Annotated in this window: 16 protein-coding genes; 8 read left to right on the forward strand and 8 right to left on the reverse strand. The window is 65.0% G+C overall.

Features of this window, described 5'->3' with window-relative positions; all coding sequences use genetic code 11:
* Positions 1-256 precede the first annotated feature (256 nt).
* Positions 257-463 (reverse strand): DUF1737 domain-containing protein, encoded by a 207-nt coding sequence (locus tag EOA29_RS09315; protein ID WP_126091123.1) that lies wholly within the window; start codon positions 461-463, stop codon positions 257-259.
* A 144-nt stretch (positions 464-607) separates the two neighbouring features.
* The gene (locus EOA29_RS09320; RefSeq protein WP_127220816.1) at positions 608-1,489 is read right to left on the reverse strand and encodes a CoA ester lyase; all 882 of its coding nucleotides are present in this window, start codon (positions 1,487-1,489) and stop codon (positions 608-610) included.
* 596 nt (positions 1,490-2,085) lie between these two features.
* On the opposite strand from EOA29_RS09320, the gene EOA29_RS09325 reads away from it, so the two are divergent.
* The 3 genes from EOA29_RS09325 to EOA29_RS09335 are packed head-to-tail and all read left to right on the forward strand — an operon-like array spanning position 2,086 to position 5,531.
* Positions 2,086-2,784 carry a response regulator transcription factor gene (locus EOA29_RS09325; RefSeq protein ID WP_126091125.1) on the forward strand — a complete coding sequence of 233 codons (699 nt, stop codon included), beginning with the start codon at positions 2,086-2,088 and terminating at the stop codon, positions 2,782-2,784.
* Positions 2,772-4,340, forward strand: coding sequence for an ATP-binding protein (locus EOA29_RS09330; protein WP_126091126.1), 1,569 nt, complete (start codon positions 2,772-2,774; stop codon positions 4,338-4,340). Before EOA29_RS09325 ends, EOA29_RS09330 begins: the two co-directional genes overlap by 13 nt.
* 24 nt (positions 4,341-4,364) lie before the next feature.
* Positions 4,365-5,531 (forward strand): FAD-binding oxidoreductase, encoded by a 1,167-nt coding sequence (locus EOA29_RS09335; RefSeq protein ID WP_126091127.1) that lies wholly within the window; start codon positions 4,365-4,367, stop codon positions 5,529-5,531.
* Between the two features lie 159 nt (positions 5,532-5,690).
* Here EOA29_RS09335 and EOA29_RS09340 read toward each other — a convergent pair whose 3' ends face one another.
* The 4 genes from EOA29_RS09340 to EOA29_RS09355 all read right to left on the reverse strand — a co-directional run bounded on the left by EOA29_RS09340 (position 5,691) and on the right by EOA29_RS09355 (position 7,487).
* Entirely contained in the window at positions 5,691-6,182 is a 492-nt protein-coding gene (locus tag EOA29_RS09340; RefSeq protein WP_245464841.1) for an SRPBCC domain-containing protein, read from the reverse strand.
* Between the two features lie 36 nt (positions 6,183-6,218).
* Positions 6,219-6,668, reverse strand: a complete 450-nt coding sequence (locus EOA29_RS09345; protein ID WP_126091128.1) for an SRPBCC family protein — start codon at positions 6,666-6,668, stop codon at positions 6,219-6,221.
* Entirely contained in the window at positions 6,665-6,985 is a 321-nt protein-coding gene (locus EOA29_RS09350; RefSeq protein ID WP_095809696.1) for a metalloregulator ArsR/SmtB family transcription factor, read from the reverse strand. The genes EOA29_RS09345 and EOA29_RS09350 overlap by 4 nt, the downstream gene beginning before the upstream one ends.
* Before the next feature lie 76 nt (positions 6,986-7,061).
* Positions 7,062-7,487 (reverse strand): GNAT family N-acetyltransferase, encoded by a 426-nt coding sequence (locus tag EOA29_RS09355; protein ID WP_126091129.1) that lies wholly within the window; start codon positions 7,485-7,487, stop codon positions 7,062-7,064.
* 160 nt (positions 7,488-7,647) lie between these two features.
* On the opposite strand from EOA29_RS09355, the gene leuD reads away from it, so the two are divergent.
* From leuD to leuB, 5 genes are all read left to right on the forward strand, one after another.
* The gene (leuD, locus tag EOA29_RS09360) at positions 7,648-8,253 is read left to right on the forward strand and encodes a 3-isopropylmalate dehydratase small subunit (protein WP_066991643.1); all 606 of its coding nucleotides are present in this window, start codon (positions 7,648-7,650) and stop codon (positions 8,251-8,253) included.
* 65 nt (positions 8,254-8,318) lie between these two features.
* Positions 8,319-9,248 carry a hypothetical protein gene (locus EOA29_RS09365; RefSeq protein ID WP_126091130.1) on the forward strand — a complete coding sequence of 310 codons (930 nt, stop codon included), beginning with the start codon at positions 8,319-8,321 and terminating at the stop codon, positions 9,246-9,248.
* Between the two features lie 334 nt (positions 9,249-9,582).
* Positions 9,583-9,966 carry a RidA family protein gene (locus EOA29_RS09370; protein WP_126091131.1) on the forward strand — a complete coding sequence of 128 codons (384 nt, stop codon included), beginning with the start codon at positions 9,583-9,585 and terminating at the stop codon, positions 9,964-9,966.
* 59 nt (positions 9,967-10,025) lie between these two features.
* A complete protein-coding gene (locus tag EOA29_RS09375; RefSeq protein WP_126095697.1) occupies positions 10,026-10,376 on the forward strand; it encodes a VOC family protein in 351 nt (116 codons plus the stop codon).
* A 310-nt stretch (positions 10,377-10,686) separates the two neighbouring features.
* The gene (gene leuB / locus EOA29_RS09385; RefSeq protein ID WP_126091132.1) at positions 10,687-11,790 is read left to right on the forward strand and encodes a 3-isopropylmalate dehydrogenase; all 1,104 of its coding nucleotides are present in this window, start codon (positions 10,687-10,689) and stop codon (positions 11,788-11,790) included.
* Between the two features lie 27 nt (positions 11,791-11,817).
* Here leuB and EOA29_RS09390 read toward each other — a convergent pair whose 3' ends face one another.
* Together EOA29_RS09390 and EOA29_RS09395 are read right to left on the reverse strand one after the other, a co-directional pair.
* The gene (locus tag EOA29_RS09390) at positions 11,818-12,525 is read right to left on the reverse strand and encodes a DUF805 domain-containing protein (RefSeq protein WP_126091133.1); all 708 of its coding nucleotides are present in this window, start codon (positions 12,523-12,525) and stop codon (positions 11,818-11,820) included.
* 384 nt (positions 12,526-12,909) lie between these two features.
* On the reverse strand, positions 12,910-14,778 hold the full coding sequence (locus tag EOA29_RS09395) for a DEAD/DEAH box helicase (RefSeq protein WP_126091134.1): 1,869 nt from the start codon (positions 14,776-14,778) through the stop codon (positions 12,910-12,912).
* Between the last annotated feature and the right edge of the window lie 394 nt (positions 14,779-15,172).

The raw sequence follows: 15,172 nt of genomic DNA on the forward strand, positions 1-15,172 counted from the left end.
CTCTGGCCTGCCGGCCATCTCCCCCTCAAGGGGGGAGATCAGATCGTCGCCTTTGATTTCGCCAACTACCAGCGTTGAATGAAAAGCACCGTCGAGGGAAGCTGCCAATCTCCCCCCTTGAGGGGGAGATGGCCGGCAGGCCAGAGGGGGGGTGTGAAGGAACGCGGCGTCACAGTTCCTTTTCTTATCGCCTAATCTCAAGGCTTTCGATCCTTGCTCCGCCTTAGGACGAAGTGAGAGGGGCGCCGCTCCATCCCTACCAATCGCCGAGCTTGGTGTCGGCGGTGTATTCCTGGCCTTCGACGTCCTTCACCACGGCCTGGCCGCAGCGCATCGACTTGGTCGTCTTGTCATAGGCATAGGTCGGCGAGCCGAACAGGTGCCAGCCCTTGTTAAGGGCCGCCGTCACCTTGTGGCAGAAGGTGGCGTCGTCCGGACCGGACAGAAAGCGGTAAAGTTTCATTTTTTCGACCCTGTCATGACCAATGTCTGTCTATGAACTATGAATGTCGCCCGCTGCACTTTTGGGCGACATTCTATTCCTTTGTTTTGACGCAATTCCGGACGGAAAACCGCTACGCACTTTTCCTGGAATTGCTCCAGCGCATCATGCGCCGATGATTGCGGCCTTCGCCAGAAGTTTCTCGGCCTCGGCCAGATGCAGCCGCTCGACCATGCGGCCGTCCAGCGCAATGACGCCCTTGCCGGCATTTTCGGGCCGCGAGAACGCATCCCGGATCGCGCGCGCCGCGGCCAGCGCCTCCGGCGCCGGCGAAAAGGCGCGGTTCGCCGGCTCGATCTGGGCGGGGTGGATCAGCGACTTGCCATCAAAACCCATGGCGGCGGCCTCGGCGCACTCTCGCGCCAGGGCGTCTAGGTCGCGAAAATCATTGGCGACGCCGTCGATCACGTCGAGGCCGCCGGCGCGGGCGGCGAGCACAAGCTGCATCAGCCAAGGCATGAGATAACGCCGGTCGGGCGTTGCCAAAATGCCCGTCGCTTTCACCAGGTCGTTCGTTCCGGCAACGAAACAAGCCAAGCGGGAAGCCGGGTCGCGACCAAGTTCGGCGATGGGGCCGATGTTGAGCAGCGCCTTGGGCGTTTCGATCATCGCCCACAGCTTCACCGTGTCGGGCGCGAAATTGTCGTCGAGCAGGTCGCCGGCCTCGAGGATGTCGCGCGGTGTGCCGATCTTGGGCAGGAGAATACCGTCCGGCCCGGCCTTGGCGACGGCCAGCAGGTCGTCGATGCCCCATTCGGATCCGAGCGGATTGATGCGAACCACAATCTCGCAGCGCCGCTGCGGACGCGCGGCCAAGACGCCTGCAAGTTTGTCGCGGGCTGAAACCTTGTCGGCGGGTGCCACGCCGTCCTCGAGGGCGATGATCACGGCGTCGCAGGCAAGCGAGGCGATCTTCGCCAGCGCCTTGTCGTTGGAGGCGGGCATGTAAAGCACCGAGCGGCGCGGGCGGTAGGGGTCACTGGTCATGATCGATCTATGCCGATTGGAGCGGGGCGAGGCAAGGCGCGGAGTAATCTCCCCCCTTGAGGGGGAGATGTCGCCGAAGGCGACAGAGGGGGTCCCCGCGCGTGAAGCGCCGGCGCCTTGCGCGACGAGAAATGACGCTGGCGATCTACGCGAGACGACCCCCTCTGGCCGCTTCGCGGCCATCTCCCCCTCGAGGGGGGAGATAGCGGCAGCGCCCTGCACGAAAACTGCAAATCCTTGCGGAAAACCTCCTCCGATCCGCCGTCAGCTTTCCGTTCCGGTCAGCCACACAGGGCGCCATGCGAACACATCACAAATCCCGCTGGTCCCTGCCCCGGCGCCTCCGCAACGAAGGCTGGTGGCTCGCCGAGCCGCAAAGGGTTCGCCCCACGGCGACGTTGCTGGCCTTTGTGCCGAGATCGCGGCGGATCGTTCGGAAGGCCAGGAAAGCCCGGCCATGACGGGCGCGCGCCGCCTGGGAAAACCGGTGCGCCTGGAATTTTCGCGACTGGCAATTGCGCCGCCGCACTCTCGACAAGCGCGGCGCGCTTGCTAATCCTGCCGTCACCAAACCCCATTCGCCGGACCTTTGATCCATGCCGCACAATATCCTCGTCGCCGACGACGATCCGCATATCCGCGAGATCATCTGCTTCGCGCTGGAAAAGGCCGGCATGAAGACGGCTGCCGTGGCCGACGGCGCAGCGGCGCTGCAGGCGGTCGAGCGCCGCGCGCCCGACCTCATCGTGCTCGACATCGGCATGCCGGAGATGGACGGGCTGGAAGTGTGCCGGCGGCTCCGGCAACGCTCCGACGTGCCGGTGCTGTTCCTGTCGGCGCGCGACGAAGAAATCGACCGCATCCTGGGGCTGGAGATGGGCGGCGACGACTATGTGACGAAGCCGTTCAGCCCGCGCGAGCTGGTCGCCCGCGTCAACGTCATCCTGCGGCGCGCCCGCCCAGTGGCGGTGGAGGAAGAAGCGGACGGCCGGCAGTTCGCGCATGGCAAGCTCATGCTGGTGCCGGCCAGCCATGCGGCGAGTTTTGAAGGCAAGCCGCTCACCTTGACGGCGATCGAGTTCGCAATTCTGAAAGGCTTCCTCGCCCGGCCGCAGCATGTGCTCGGCCGCGACGCGGTGATGGCCAATGCCTATGCCTCCAACATCCACGTCTCGGAACGCACCGTCGACAGCCATATCCGCAACATCCGCGCCAAGCTGGCGGCGGTCGGCTGCGTGGATGCGATCGCGACCGTGCATGGCGTCGGCTTCCGGCTCGGCCGATGCGGTGGTTGAGCAAGGAAAGCTGGCGGCCGCGGCTCGCCACCGTCGTCGTCGCCATCCTGATCGTGGTGATGGCGCTGCCGCTTGTCGGGCTGTTCTTCTTCCGGCTCTATGAGAACCAGCTGATCCGCCAGACCGAGGGCGAGCTCATCGCGCAGGGCGCGGTCGTCGCAGCAGTTTATGCCGACGCGGTGCGCGCGGCCGGCATTGCCCCGGAACGGTTGGGCGCGCCGATCTCGGCTGATCCTGCAAGGGACAGCAACTATCCCTACCAGCCGATCGAGCCGCAGCTCGATCTGGCTTCCGATGATGTCATGCCGTCGCGGCCGGCGGCGCTTCCCGCGACCGCCGATCCGGCCTTCGCGGCGATCGGCGCGCGGCTTAACGGCATCCTCGACGAGACGCAGAAGACGACGCTCGCCGGCTTCCGCCTGCTTGATCCGCATGGCGTGGTCATTGCCGGCGGCGACGAATTGGGCTTGTCGCTCGGCAAGGTCGAGGAGGTAGGGAGGGCGCTCTCCGGCGTCTATGCCAGCGAGCTCCGCTTAAGGATCCCCGACCAGCCGCCACCGCCGCTCTATTCGGTGAGCCGCGGCACCAAGGTACGCGTCTTCGTCGCCCTGCCGGTCGAGGTCGAAGGCCGAGTCGCCGGCGTGGTCTATCTGTCGCGGACGCCGAACAACATCGTCAAGCATCTCTACGGCGAGCGCGGCAAGGTCACGCTTGCGGCAATCGCGATTCTCGGCGGCACGTTGCTGATCGCGCTGGTGTTCATCCGCACCGTCAGCCGGCCGATCTATGCGCTGATCGAGCGGACAAAGCGCATCGCCGCCGGCGATCGCGAGGCGATCAGGCCGCTCGATCATCACGGCACGCGCGAGATGGCGGAACTGTCGGCCGCTTTCCTCGACATGGCGCAAAAACTGCAGGCGCGCTCCGACAGCATCCAGACCTTCGCCACCCATGTCTCGCACGAGCTGAAATCGCCGCTGACGGCGATCCAGGGCGCGGCGGAGCTTCTCAGGGATTCCGGCGGGACGATGGACGAGGCCGAGCGGCGGCGTTTCTCCAACAACATCGTTACCGATGCCGGCCGGCTCAATCTCCTGGTGCGGCGGCTGCTGGAGCTGGCGCGCGCCGAAAACCTCGCGCCGAGCGGCGAAAGCACGACGCTCAATGCCGCGCTGGCCCTGCTGCCGGTCGATGCCAGGCTGGAGGTGCGCACCGAGGGCGGCAATACCGGCCTTGGCATCTCGGGCGAGAATCTGGCGATCGTGCTCGCCAACCTCATCGACAATTCAGCCAGGCACGGCGCCAAGCAGGTTACGATCGGTGCCGAAAGCGCAGGCGAAAGGGCGGCCGTCCATTTCGGCGACGACGGCGACGGCATTTCGGTCAGCAACCGCGCAAAAGTGTTCGAGCCGTTCTTCACCACAAGGCGCGAGGCCGGCGGCACCGGCATGGGGCTGGGCATCGTGCTGGCCCTCCTGAAAGCCCATGATGGCACGATCAGGCTGGTTGACAGCGAGCGCGGCACGCGCTTCGAGATCAATTTGCCGGTCGCGTGAGGACCGGGTGGATCGGAGAGACAAGTGCGCTACGACATCGTCATCATCGGCGGAGCCATCGTCGGTTCCTCGGTCGCCTACTATCTGCGCGAAGAGGGCTTTACCGGCTCCATCGCGCTGATCGAGCGCGATCCGCAATTCTCCCATGCGGCGACGACGCTGTCCTGCGCCTCCATCCGCCAGCAATTCTCGATCCCGGAAAACATCCGCCTGTCGCAGTTCACGCTGAAACTGTTCCGGCGCCTGAAGGAGACTTTCGGCGCCGATGCCGACATCGGTTTTCGCGAAGGCGGTTATCTGATCCTCGCCGGCGAGGCGGGCCTGCCGATCCTCAAGGCCAATCACGAGGCGCAGATCGCCGAGGGCGCCGATATCGTGCTGGAGGACGCCGACCAACTCACGCGCCGCTTCCCCTGGCTGTCGGCCGAGGGTATTTCAGCCGGCGCCTATGGCCGCAGCGGCGAAGGCTGGTTCGACGCGCATGCGATGCTGATGCTGTTCCGCAAGGCGCTGCGCGAGAAGAACATCGACCTCATCACGGCCTCGGTCACGGGCATCGCGCGCCAGGGCAACCGCGTCGCGAGCGTGAGCCTCGACAATGGCGAGGCGCTTGAAGCCGGCATTATTGTCAACGCCGCCGGCCCGAACGCCGGCAAGGTCGCCGCTTTTGCCGGGCTCGAGCTGCCGGTCGAGCCGCGCAAGCGCAACGTCTTCGTCTTCGAGGCGCGCGAGAAATACGCCGACATGCCGCTGCTGGTCGATCCCTCCGGCATCTATGTGCGGCCGGAAGGCTCGGTCTACATCACCGGCGGCGCCGAACCAGAGGAAGGCGATCACGCACCCGATCCCAAGGATTTCGAGGTCAACTGGCCACTGTTCGAAGAGGTGATCTGGCCGGTACTCGCCACCCGCATCCCCGCCTTCGAGGCGATCAAGCCGACGCGCGCCTGGGTCGGGCATTACGACTACAACACGCTCGACCAGAACGCGGTGATCGGGCCGCATCCGGAGGTCGAAAACTTCCTCTTCGCCAACGGCTTCTCCGGCCACGGCCTGCAGCAGGCGCCGGCGGTCGGCAAGGCGCTCTCCGAGCTCATCGTGCATGGCGGGTATCGGACGGTGGATTGCACGGCGTTCGGGTATGGGCGCGTTGCGGAGGGCCGGGCGTTCCGGGAGCTGAATGTGATTTGAGGAGCGCCCCCTTCTCCCCTTGTGGGAGAAGGTGTCGCCGAAGGCGACGGATGAGGGGTGCTCCAGGGAACACCGGTCTCACTCCGCTGGAACACCCCTCATCCGTCTCGGCGCTGCGCGCCGATCCACCTTCTCCCACAAGGGGAGAAGGGGGAGGCGCTAAGCCGCCTGCTTTCCCTCGCCAAAATATCGTTGCAGCCACCCAAGCACTCTTGCCCAGCCTTCGGCATGCTCGGCCGCGGCGTCCGGGAAGCCGGCGAAACCGCCGTGGCAGATCGTGAGCTGCGTGCCGGCCACGGTCGGTTCCAGCAGATAGGCGACGGTGGTCTCGTGGCGGCCGAGCGTCGGATGGTCCCGCTCGTAGCGCCTCGTCTGCACGATGCGGCGCGGCATCTCGATCTCGACAAATCTCCCGCTGACGGGAAGATGCCCGCCGTCGGCAGTCTTCACGGTGACATTCCATCGGCCGCCGACGCGAAGATCGGCGGCCCAGCCAATCATCCGGTAGGTGTCCGCCGAGCCCCACCAGCGCCCGACCTCATCCGTGACGAGCGCGGCAAGAACTTGCTCGGGAGGGGCAAGGATTTCTGCCGAAGCCATGACCGTCTCGGTGTTCGCCATGGCCTGCGGCCAGGAATGCCCGAGCATCATCGCAACCTCCTTTCGTTTCGATTTCGAAACGATGCCTCAGCCCTTTGACGGCGGGCGCTCGAAACCCTTGCCGGTCTCGAGCAGGCTCTTCAGGCTCGCCAGGACCAGCGGCCAGCCCTTGGCGACGTTCTCGATCAGCCTGTGCGGTCCGTCGGCCTCGTGGGTGACGGCAAGCTTCATCAAATCGCCGTCCTGCTCGATGGTGAAGGTGCAGCGCGTGTAGCCGTCTTCCTTCAGCTCCGGCATCCATTCGTTGCGCCATTTGATGACGAGACGCCTGGGCGGGTCGATCTCGAGAATCTCGCCCGAGTCGGCGACGCGGCCGTCGGGGAAGATCAGCTTCCAGCTCGAGCCCACCTTCCAGTCGCTCTCCTGATAGGAGCAGAGGAAGAACTGCCGGTTGAACTCGGGGTCGGTCAATGCCGTCCAAAGCTTTTCGGGCGTGGTGCGGATATAGGTGACGTAGACGAAACTGTTGTCGCTCATGGCTCTTCCCTTTCAAGCCGCTTCTTCAGGTCGCTCAATGCATCCAGCCGATGGCGCTCGAACTTGCCGATCCAGCGCTCGGCGATCTCGTTGATCGGAACGGGGTTGAGGTAGTGCTCCTTCTCGCGGCCCCGGCGGACGGTGGTGACGAGGTTCGCTTCTTCCAGAATCGCCAGGTGCTTGGTCACCGCCTGGCGTGTCATGTCCATCCGTTCGCAGAGCGCATTCAGCGTCTGCCCGTTCCGGGCATAGAGGCTGTCCAGCAATTGCCGACGTGTCGGGTCGGCCAAGGCGCGAAAGACGGCATCCATGCTCATGGCCTTAATATGCAACCATTTGGTTGCATGTCAAGCGGCGTGACAAACCCAAGCAATCACTTGCCGGTGAATGGCGTCAGTGCTTGCGGGAGAACCAGAAAGCGTCGGTCATGCGTTTCATGCCGATGCGCTCGTAAAAACCGACGGCGTCGGGCAACGAGATCAGGCTGATGCCGACCGCAGGGCCGAGTTGCCGACGCGCCTCGTCCATCAGGCCCTTGCCGATGCCGAGCCCTTGCGCCGAGGCGGACACGGCGAGCTCGGAAATGTAGCAGACCCAGGAGAAGTCGGTGATGGCGCGCGCGAGGCCGACAAGCGGCCTGCCCTCGACATCGAGACGCGCGGTCAGCACCAGATTGGCATTGCCGAGCATCGTCTTCAGGCGGGCCTCGTCATCGACCGGCCGTGTTTCGCCGAGGCCGGATTCCACCAGCACGCGGCGGAATTCGGCAACATCGAGCGTGGGCTCGCTTGCGTAGAGGACCTTCGAAGTCGGCGCCATGCCGCCAAGGTGCCCGATCGATCGACGTTTTGAAAGCAGGCGATGCCGACCTTGTGTCCGATGGCCCAAACTCAACTGCCAACAGTTGCCTTTCATTTGCCGGCCGCTTTGTGTAAAGCGTGCGCCAGCAATTCCCGCAAAACCGAGACGGGCAAGGACCATGGACAAATTCACCAAGCTCACCGGCGTCGCCGCGCCCATGCCGATCGTCAATGTCGACACCGACATGATCATCCCGAAGGATTATCTGAAGACGATCAAGCGCACCGGACTTGGCACCGGCCTGTTCGCCGAAATGCGCTACAAGGACGACGGCTCGGAGAACCCGGATTTCGTGCTCAACAAGCCGGCCTACCGCAAGGCGCAGATCCTGGTCGCCGGCGACAATTTCGGCTGCGGCTCGAGCCGCGAGCATGCGCCCTGGGCGCTGCTCGATTTCGGCATTCGCTGCGTGATCTCGACCTCGTTCGCCGACATTTTCTACAACAACTGCTTCAAGAACGGCATCCTGCCGATCACGGTGAGCCCGGAAGATCTCGACAAGCTGATGGACGACGCCTCGCGCGGCTCCAATGCGACGCTGTCGATCGATCTCGAAGCGAAGGAAATCCGCGGGCCGGATGGCGGCGTGGTCAAGTTCGATCTCGACGACTTCAAGCGCCACTGCTTGCTGAACGGCCTCGACGACATCGGGCTGACCATGGAGAAGGCCGGCGCCATCGCTTCGTTCGAGAAGAAAAACGCTGAGCTGCGCCCCTGGGCCTGAAGCGTTGAACGGATAGACCCGGCCGCAAGCGGCCGGGTTCGTGGCGGCTGAATGGAGGGACAGTCATGACACACTCGCTTCTGGCTGGCGCTTGCGCGTTGGTGTGGGTGTTGATGCCGGTGGCCGGCGCCCATGCACAGACCGACAACGTGCTCGTACCGGCAGAGGATCCGTCCGGCGACGCCGCTGACCCCTCGAACACCGCCAATGCGACCCAGGCCGAGGACGACAAGCAGGCGCCGATCCCGTTCGAAGGCGGCCAGTTCACCATCACCCAGCAGGAACAGTATGGCGAGAAGGTGCTGGCCTATGACGGCAAGCAGCTCGCCAGCAATTACGACGTCTTCTTCGAGAAGATCGTCGAGGTCGGCGGGGTCAAGGTGGCGCTGTTCGATGTCGGCGATGGCGGCAACCAATGCGGCCCGGCCAGCGTCATCGCCTGGAAGACGGAGGGCGGCGAGATCCAGACCACCACGGTCGAGCAGGACGAGTGCGGCGCGCCGCCGGCCGCGGTTTCCGACAGCGACATCTATTACGTGCCCTATCTCCTGCCCGGCGAATCGCGGCCGGCGCTGCAATGGTCGCCGACCGGCGGACTGACGACGTCCGGCAACCTGACCTATACGCCGGAACCGGGCACCGACTGGAAGGATGTCGATCCGTCGAAATACGACAACATCATCGACGCCTTCCACAACGAGGCCGTCTACAAGGCCGGCGAGGCGCTGCTCGGAAAGGACATGCCCGACATGGCGACCAGCCTGCTGGTCGGCGGCGGCACCGAAAAGACCGCTTCCGGCGCTTTCTACGCCAGCGGTTGCGTGCCGCATGACTGCGGCGGCAATGACGGCTTCATGGCGGTCGACCCGGTCAAGCATCAGGTCTATTTCGCCCGCCGCGGCGACAATGGCGAACCGCAGGCCTGGCCCGACATGAAAAGCTGGCCGGCGGATATCAAGAAGGCGCTGGACGAGGCGCAGGGGTCGGGGAATTAGGGTTTTGGCAATGGTGCCGGCCGTGGGTCGCGTACCAGCGGGAAATGACCATCGCCGCGATCCTTCCCACCCCCTCTGCCCTACCGGGCATCTCCCCCGCAAGGGGGGAGATCGGTCGTCACCACGACTTTCGCTAATCTTCAATGTTGCAAGAATGGTGGCCTGCCGAAGCTGCTGATCTCCCCCCTTGCGGGGGAGATGGCCGGCAGGCCAGAGGGGGGTACTGTCCCGCCAGCATCAAAGAGATTTTTGCACCTCAAATCCGCATTGCTTGGCCTATGGCCAGATTGCCGCCGTCCCCGCAGAATGCCCGCAACAAAACGCGAGGCACCCCATGCGCAAGCTCATCTCCACCGGCTCCCCCTTCGAAAAAACCGCCGGCTATTCGCGCGCGGTGGTGCAGGGCGACTGGTGTTTCGTGTCGGGAACGACCGGCTACGACTATGCCACGATGACCATGCCCGAGACGGTCGAGGCGCAGACGCGCAACTGTCTCGCGACCATCGCAAAGGCATTGGCCGACGGCGGCTTCGACATGGCCGATGTCGTGCGGGCGCACTACTACATCACCGACCAGTCCTATGTTGACGTCGTCTTCCCGATCCTCGGCGAGGTGTTCGGCGACATCCGCCCGGCGGCGACGATGATCGTCTGCCAGCTCAACAAGCCGGAGATGAAGATCGAGATCGAGGTGACGGCGCTGCGGCGAACGGCCTGATACAGTCGCCCAAAATGCGGAGGGCTCCCGGACACGCATAAGGCAAGGAGTTGCTCATGGTGAAGGTCAGGCGCATTGTCGCCAATATCGAAACGCCCGACATCGCGGCGGCAAAGCGCTTCTATCAGGACGTCCTCGGCCTCGATCTGCTCATGGATATGGGCTGGATCGCCACTTACGGCTCGCAGGGCAGCATGACCATCCAAGTCAGCTTCATGGCGCAAGGCGGCTCTGGCACGCCGGTGCCCGACCTCTCGATCGAGGTCGACAATGTCGATGAGGCGCTCGATGCCATGAAGGCCGCCGGCTTCGCCATCGAATACGGGCCGGCCGACGAGCCCTGGGGCGTGCGGCGCTTCTATGTGCGCGACCCGTTCGGGCGCTTGGTGAATATTCTCTCGCACCGGTGAGGGCTTCTCTCGTTGGCGCTGCAGTTTGCGAGACGTCGGCGGGACAGCACCCCCCTCTGGCCTGCCGGCCATCTCCCCCGCAAGGGGGGAGATTGGACGCCATCTGCCTTTTCGCCAATTTTTGACGTCTGAAAGAGATGGCCGGCGGCGAAGCTGCCAATCTCCCCCCTTGCGGGGGAGATGCCCGGCAGGGCAGAGGGGGGTGCGAAGGATCGCCAAGTAACGAGGTTGTCCTCTTCCGGCTTGCGCGGCAAGCGCTAGCCGTTTAGCAAGGCCGCGGTTCAATTCTCTCTCTCCGGGACGTTTCTCCATGGCTTCCAAAAATCTCTTCCTGCTCGCCGGCGACGGCATCGGCCCCGAGGCCATGGCCGAGGTGAAGAAGTTGATTGGCGCCATGAACGCGAAGCTCGGCAGCGGTTTCGTCACCGACGAGGGGCTGGTCGGCGGCTGCGCCTACGACGCGCATGGCGCGGCGATCTCCGATGCCGATATGGCAAAGGCGATGGCGGCGGATGCAGTCCTGTTCGGCGCCGTCGGCGGGCCGAAATGGGACAAGGTGCCTTACGAGGTGCGGCCCGAGGCCGGGCTTTTGCGCCTGCGCAAGGACATGGAACTGTTCGCCAATCTTCGCCCGGCGATCTGCTATCCGGCGCTCGCGGCATCCTCCTCGCTCAAGCAGGACGTGGTCGAGGGCCTCGACATATTGATCGTGCGCGAGCTGACTGGCGGGGTCTATTTCGGCGAGCCGAAGCAGATCATCGATCTCGGCAACGGCCAGAAGCGCGGCATCGACACCCAGGTCTACGACACATTCGAGATCGAGCGCATCTCGGGCGTCGCCTTCGAATTGGCGCGCACGCGCAAGAACCACGTCACCTCGATGGAAAAGCGCAACGTCATGAAGTCGGGCGTGCTGTGGAACGAGGTGGTGAGCCAGACGCACAAGGCCAAATACAGCGACGTCAAGCTCGACCACATGCTGGCCGATGCCGGCGGCATGCAGCTTGTGCGCTGGCCGAAACAGTTCGACGTCATCGTCACCGACAATCTGTTCGGCGACATGCTCTCCGACATCGCCGCCATGCTCACCGGCTCGATCGGCATGCTGCCTTCGGCCTCGCTCGGCGCGCCGGACGTCAAGACCAAGAAGCGCAAGGCGCTCTACGAGCCGGTGCACGGCTCGGCGCCCGACATCGCCGGCAAGGGCATCGCCAACCCGATCGCGATGATCGCCTCCTTCGCCATGTGCCTGCGCTATTCCTTCGGCATGGTGGCGGAAGCCGACAAGCTCGAAGCGGCAATCGCCGCCGTGCTCGACGACGGCCTGCGCACCAAGGACATCATGTCCGAAGGCATGACCGAGGTAGGCACCGTTCAGATGGGCGACGCCATCATCGCCAAGTTCCTCGGCTGACAGCTTCGGCGCGGACGGCGCCCGCGCCTAGAACCTCACTCCGGCCGGCACCGGTCCCCATTTGTTGTCGCCGGCCTGGGTGGGGATCAGCGCGAAGACCAAGGTGGCGAGTCCACCGACATAGGGCAGGAGGCAGAGGATCACGAGCCAGCCGGTCAGGCCGAGATCGTGCAGGCGGCGCACGATGAGCGAGATCCACGGCAGGAACGTCAACAGGAAGAAGAGGCCGATAAGGCAGAGCATGACGATCGGCTCGTCGGCGCCGCCCTCGCCGCGCGACAGGTCCACGGTCAGCCCGACGCCGATGGCGACGACGAGGCCGATCGTCCAGAACAGGCAAAAGCCCCAGAACTCCTTGCGACGGGCACGGCCGGAGAAGTTGACGTAGTTCGTGGTCAGGCCGCGCCAGAAATAGCTCCACAGGCCGGTGGATTCCACCGCCCCGCTCTCGGCGTTGCGGCCAAAATGGGTAGGCGCTATGGGCGCGCTGCCCGGCAAGGGAACGGTGGCCGCCGCGATGGGAGCTGCGCTCTCCATCGGACCGGTCGCACGGGCGCGGACGGAAAAAACGTTGCTCGCCCGGTCGCCGTTCGGCTGGAATTCGACTTCGGCGCCTCTCGCCAGCGCCATCTCGCGGCGCAGGTCCTCGCGCGCGAAGCTATAGCGCTTGCCGTCGGCGCCGGCGATGAAACCAAAGCCTTGCTCCTGGTCGTAGTGAAGAACTTCGCCGCGCATCGCCGTGTCCCCCGCATCGCGTGGTCCAGACTGTCCAAAGTCGCGGCCGTTCGCAAGCGTCATACGCAGCAGCGCCACTTCGCGGGCACCACACCTTCGTCATTCCATGGCGGAGCAAGGAGCGAAGCGACGCAGCGCAGACCATAGAATCCATACCGTGACCTATGAGCGTTTCAGCGGTCCAGAACGACCTCTGTTCTGCGTCGTCTCTACTCTTCGCGCGAGGTCACGGAATGGATCCTCGGGTCTACGCGTCCGCTTCGCTCCCGCTCCGCCCGTGGATGACGAAGTTCAGCCGCTTCCGCCGATCTCGAAGGTCGCGATTTGCTGCCGAAGAAGGTTGCCGATGTTCCCGCCGGTCAGCTACCAACTTTAATTGCGAACCTACGCTGGTCGTTTCTTCGATTTCTTGTTCTTCGCCCGCCCTGGCTTGTCGAATTTCGGCTTGGCCGGTTTACCGGATTTGCTGGCCCACGGCTTTGCTTCGAATGGAGTGCGCTGATCGGCAGGCGCGCGCTTCTCGAACTTCGGCTTGTGAGCACCTTGGGCGGCGCCTTGGTCGAAAGCGCGCTTGCCGCGATGCGGCTTCTTCTCCGGCTTCGGCGGCTGGTAGCCGGCTCGCGACAGGTCCGGCGTGCCGTCCAGCCGCTTCACGGCGATGCTGCCCTGCAATTTGCGGTCGGGGCCGATCGCCGCAAGGAACCGGTCGGCCCAGTCGGCCGCGATCTGCACGAAGGTTTCCTCCGGCTGCATCTTGATGGCGCCGATCTCGCGCTTGGAGATGTTGCCGCTGCGGCACAGCATGGGGATCAGCCAGCGCGGCTCGGCATTCTGCCGGCGTCCCACCGACAGCGAGAACCAGACGCTGTCGCCGAACTCGTCGCGGCGGCCGGGCGCTTCGTCCCTGCGCGCGGCCTTCTCCTTTGACGGCGCGAACGGCGCGATCTCGAGCAGGTCCTCGGGCGCCGAGCGGCTGCCGCGGCAGAGCCGCACGAAAGCGGCGGCCACCAGCTCGGCGCCATGCCGCTCGAGAAGAGCGGCGGCGAAATCGCGCTCCTCGTCCTTGATCGGTTCGCCGAACGCCGGATCGGCCAGGATGCGCTCGTCGTCGCGGCGCAGCACCTCGTCGGCAGAGGGCGGGCGCGCCCAGGTTGCGGTCAGGCCGGCATTGGCAAGCAGCCGCTCGGTGCGCCGCCGGGCGTTGCCCGGCACGATCAGCGCGCTCACGCCTTTTCGCCCGGCCCGCCCGGTGCGCCCGCTGCGATGCAGCAGCGTTTCAGGATTGGTCGGCAGGTCGGCATGGATGACCAGGTCGAGATTGGGCAGGTCGATGCCGCGCGCCGCCACGTCGGTGGCGATGCAGACTTTTGCGCGGCCGTCGCGCATCGCCTGCAGCGCGTGGCTGCGCTCGTTCTGGCTGAGCTCGCCCGAAAGCGCCACGACCGAGAAATTGCGGTTGTTGAAGCGCGCGGTGAGATGGTTGACGGCGGCGCGGGTGTTGCAGAACACCATCGCGTTCTGTGCCTCGTAGTAGCGCAGCACGTTGATGATGGCGTTCTCGCGATCGGCCGGCGCCACGGAAAGCGCCCGGTACTCGATGTCGAGATGCTGCTTTGCCTCGCCGCCGGCCGAGATGCGCACGGCATTGCGTTGGTAGTTCTTCGCCAACGCGGCGATGGAGCGCGGCACGGTGGCGGAAAACATCAGCGTGCGCCGCTCGGCGGGCGCGGCGTCGAGGATGAATTCGAGGTCCTCACGGAAGCCGAGGTCGAGCATCTCGTCGGCCTCGTCCAGCACCACGGCCCTCAGCGCCGACATGTCGAGCGCGCCGCGACTGATGTGGTCGCGCAGCCGGCCGGGCGTGCCGACGACGATGTGGGCGCCACGCTCCAGCGCGCGCCGCTCGCTGCGCATATCCATGCCGCCGACGCAGGACGCCACAGTCGCGCCGGTCAGCGCGTAGAGCCATTCCAGCTCGCGCCGCACCTGCAGCGCCAGCTCGCGCGTCGGCGCCACCACCAGCCCCAGCGGCGCGCCGGCATCGGCGAAGCGTTCCGCGCCGCCGAGCAGGCTCGGTGCCAGGGCAAGACCGAAGGCGACGGTCTTGCCGGAGCCGGTCTGCGCGGAGACCAGCGCGTCGGCCACGCCAAGCTCGGGCGCCAGCACCGCTTTCTGCACTGCGGTCAGCTCGACATAGCCGCGGTTTTGCAACGCCTCTGCAAGCGCAGGCACGATGGTTTCGAAACTGGACATCTTGTTCTTTCGGGATTCGGGGTTCTGTGCTCGTCGCGGAGCACAAGGCCGGCACTGCGCCAGCCGAACGAATTTGGGCGTTCGTACTTCCTGCAGCCGCCATTGTACAGAGCAGGCGGCACCGACTTCCCCTTCTCCCCTTGTGGGAGAAGGTGTCGCCGAAGGCGACGGATGAGGGGTGTTCCAGGGAAAGCCAGCGCCTCACTCCGCTGGAACACCCCTCATCCGTCTCGGCGCTGCGCGCCGATCCACCTTCTCCCACAAGGGTGTTTGGACCGGGGACATCGCGAACAGGTGTGCGAAGACATCGCGAACAGTTTTGCGCGTTTTGCGCGAGGGGGTTCGGGATGCCATTCGAGGCCAGAAGCGTGATGAGCCAGAAAGAAGAGTTCGT

Origin of the sequence: Mesorhizobium sp. M1E.F.Ca.ET.063.01.1.1 (assembly GCF_003998155.1) — a bacterium.
Taxonomy (GTDB): Bacteria; Pseudomonadota; Alphaproteobacteria; order Rhizobiales; family Rhizobiaceae; genus Mesorhizobium.

Coding starts and splice junctions, on each gene's coding strand:
- EOA29_RS09315 (WP_126091123.1), bottom strand. CDS start 463: ATGAAACTTTACCGCTTTCTGTCCGGTCCGGACGACGCCACCTTCTGC.
- EOA29_RS09320 (WP_127220816.1), bottom strand. CDS start 1,489: ATGACCAGTGACCCCTACCGCCCGCGCCGCTCGGTGCTTTACATGCCC.
- EOA29_RS09325 (WP_126091125.1), top strand. CDS start 2,086: ATGCCGCACAATATCCTCGTCGCCGACGACGATCCGCATATCCGCGAG.
- EOA29_RS09330 (WP_126091126.1), top strand. CDS start 2,772: ATGCGGTGGTTGAGCAAGGAAAGCTGGCGGCCGCGGCTCGCCACCGTC.
- EOA29_RS09340 (WP_245464841.1), bottom strand. CDS start 6,182: ATGATGCTCGGGCATTCCTGGCCGCAGGCCATGGCGAACACCGAGACG.
- EOA29_RS09345 (WP_126091128.1), bottom strand. CDS start 6,668: ATGAGCGACAACAGTTTCGTCTACGTCACCTATATCCGCACCACGCCC.
- EOA29_RS09350 (WP_095809696.1), bottom strand. CDS start 6,985: ATGAGCATGGATGCCGTCTTTCGCGCCTTGGCCGACCCGACACGTCGG.
- EOA29_RS09355 (WP_126091129.1), bottom strand. CDS start 7,487: ATGGCGCCGACTTCGAAGGTCCTCTACGCAAGCGAGCCCACGCTCGAT.
- leuD (WP_066991643.1), top strand. CDS start 7,648: ATGGACAAATTCACCAAGCTCACCGGCGTCGCCGCGCCCATGCCGATC.
- EOA29_RS09365 (WP_126091130.1), top strand. CDS start 8,319: ATGACACACTCGCTTCTGGCTGGCGCTTGCGCGTTGGTGTGGGTGTTG.
- EOA29_RS09370 (WP_126091131.1), top strand. CDS start 9,583: ATGCGCAAGCTCATCTCCACCGGCTCCCCCTTCGAAAAAACCGCCGGC.
- leuB (WP_126091132.1), top strand. CDS start 10,687: ATGGCTTCCAAAAATCTCTTCCTGCTCGCCGGCGACGGCATCGGCCCC.
- EOA29_RS09390 (WP_126091133.1), bottom strand. CDS start 12,525: ATGCGCGGCGAAGTTCTTCACTACGACCAGGAGCAAGGCTTTGGTTTC.
- EOA29_RS09395 (WP_126091134.1), bottom strand. CDS start 14,778: ATGTCCAGTTTCGAAACCATCGTGCCTGCGCTTGCAGAGGCGTTGCAA.